Source organism: Streptomyces sp. NPDC006283 (assembly GCF_040613325.1).
Taxonomy (GTDB): domain Bacteria; phylum Actinomycetota; class Actinomycetes; order Streptomycetales; family Streptomycetaceae; genus Streptomyces.
In genome coordinates, this window is record NZ_JBEXRZ010000411.1 from 1 (window position 1) to 2,486 (window position 2,486).

Consider the following 2,486-nt stretch of genomic DNA (forward strand, 5'->3'; position numbering starts at 1 on the left):
GGCCTTCGGCCTGCGGGTCCGGTGCGTTTGGGCTGATCCGGCGGGCCCTGGGCCCCGGCCGGGTGGCGCCCGGCGGGCCGGCTCACGGGTGACGACTACCGGCAGGCCGTCCCGGTCACTCGGCCGGCAACCGATCGGGCTTCGCGGAGCCGGGGCGGACCGGAGCCGAGGAGCGACGGCCCCTGCCGACGCCGCCCCGCCCACCCGGGCAGCCGACCGACGGCCCAGCCTGAGCCCGGCCGGACCGGTCCCGATCCCGACCCGGCGGATCCCCAGCCCGGCTTGACCCGGCCGCCAGCCCGGCCCTGACCCGGCCGCCGACCGACCCGAGCCCGACCGGGCAACGGACTGCCGGCCCGGCCGAACCGACCCCCGGTCCGGCCCCGACTCGGCCGCCGACCGACCGACCCCCAGCCCGACCGACCGACGGACCTCCAGCCCGGCTTGACCCGGCCGCCGACCGACCCTTAGCCCGACCCGCCGACCCGGCTCCTACTCGGCCGCCGACCGACACCCGGCCCACCCCGGCCGCCGACCGATCCCCAGCTCGACCGACCGACGGACTGCCGACCCACCGACCCGGCTCCTACTCGGCCGCCGACTGACCGCCAGGCCGGCCCGGCCGCCCCGACAGTGAGGGCCCCGCGGCCACCCGGTGGCAGGCTCCAGGGCCGACCCCGCCGACCCCGCCGACCCGTAGCGGGCCCGGTCGGCGGGCGCGCCGAGAGGCCGCCCCAGCCGGTCTGTGGCCGGCACGGGGCGACGAGTACGAATCGAAGGTCCGGGCCGCAGCCCGACCGCCCTCCGGAACCCCAGTGAGAGAGACGCCGAACAGCATGCCGACCCCCGAGCTGATCTCGCCCCGTTCGCCGCGTGTCGCCGCCGCACGGCGGCTCGCCAAGCGGAACTTCCGGGGGAAGGACCGCCTGTTCATCGCCGAGGGGCCGCAGGCCGTGCGGGAGGCCGTCGCCCACCGGGGGCCCGGCGGGGAGCCGACCCTGGTCGAGTTGTTCACCACCCTCGAGGCCGCCGAGCGCTATGCCGACATCGTCGACGCCGCCCACGCCGCCGGGGCCCGCGTCCACCATGCCGCCGACACCGTGCTCGCGGAGGTGTCCCAGACCGTCACCCCGCAGGGGCTCGTCGGCGTCTGCCGGTTCCTCGACTCGCCGTTCGAGGAGATTCTGGCCGCCCGGCCCAAGCTCGTCGCCGTGCTCGCCCACGTACGTGATCCCGGAAACGCCGGCACCGTGCTGCGCTGCGCCGATGCCGCCGGGGCGGACGCCGTGATCCTCACCGACGCGTCCGTCGACCTGTACAACCCCAAGTCCGTCCGCGCGTCCGTCGGTTCGCACTTCCACCTGCCGGTCGCCGTCGGCGTGCCGGTCGAGCAGGCCGTCCAGGGGCTGCGTGACGCGGGAGTGCGCGTGCTCGCCGCCGACGGGGCGGGCGAGGACGACCTCGACGACGAGCTCGACGCCGGAACCATGGGCGGGCCCACCGCCTGGATCTTCGGCAACGAGGCATGGGGCCTGCCGGAGGAGACCCGGGCGCTCGCCGACGCCGTCGTACGCGTTCCGATCCACGGGAAGGCCGAAAGCCTGAACCTGGCGACCGCCGCGGCCGTATGTCTCTACGCCTCTGCGCGCGCCCAGCGCTCCGGGGTCAAGGGCACCCCGGCCGGCTGAGGACCACTCGCTCAGGGGGTCGGCGACGTCACTTTGAGCTAGTAGGGTGACGCACTCGGGGGCCCACTGCGCCGGCGGAAGGTGGGGTACGGGGATGACGGTCGGGACCAGCAGGCCGACACAGGCACAGGAGCGCTTCCTGGGCCGCTCCGGCGGTCCCGAGGAGCCGGGGATCGACCCCGACGACCTGCCCGACGGGCTCGTCGTCGCCGACGAGAACGGCCGCGTCGTCTGCTTCAACCAAGCCGCCGTGCGCATCACCGCCGTCGCCAGGACCGAGGCGATCGGACGGCCGCTGGAGCGTGTGCTGCCGCTCGAGGACCTCAAGGGCCGCCGCTGGTGGACCCTCACCGACCCCTACGGCGGGCTCGCCACCCGGGTCGGCCAGCCCGAGCGCAACCTGCTGCTGCCCGGCGGCCGCGAGGTCCTCGTCTCCGCCCGCTACGTCCGCGACGTCCCCACCGGGCCGCTGCGCCGGCTCGTCGTCAGCCTGCGGGGCACCGAGGCCCGGCGCCGTACCGAGCGCAGCCACGCGGAACTGATCGCGACCGTTGCTCACGAGCTGCGCTCCCCGCTGACCTCCGTCAAGGGCTTCACGGCGACGCTGCTCGCCAAATGGGAGCGGTTCACCGACGACCAGAAGCGGCTGATGCTCGAGACCGTCGACGCCGACGCGAACCGGGTCACGCGCCTCATCGCCGAGCTCCTGGACATCTCCCGCATCGACTCGGGACGGCTCGAGGTGCGACGCCAGCCCGTCGACCTCGGGGCCGCCGTGCGCCGCCAAGTTCTCCCACG

The 2,486-nt window shown here is 75.7% G+C and carries 2 protein-coding genes; both read left to right on the forward strand.

Annotated features, from left to right (window positions below; all coding sequences use genetic code 11):
- Window positions 1-836: 836 nt before the first annotated feature.
- A complete protein-coding gene (locus ABZ070_RS36710; RefSeq protein WP_356640466.1) occupies window positions 837-1,688 on the forward strand; it encodes an RNA methyltransferase in 852 nt (283 codons plus the stop codon).
- Between the two features lie 94 nt (window positions 1,689-1,782).
- Window positions 1,783-2,486 (forward strand): histidine kinase dimerization/phospho-acceptor domain-containing protein (locus ABZ070_RS36715; RefSeq protein WP_356640468.1); only part of this gene is annotated, 704 nt, incomplete at its 3' end.

Bases quoted from the DNA above. Each gene is read 5' to 3' on its own strand.
- ABZ070_RS36710 (WP_356640466.1), top strand. From the start codon at position 837: ATGCCGACCCCCGAGCTGATCTCGCCCCGTTCGCCGCGTGTCGCCGCC.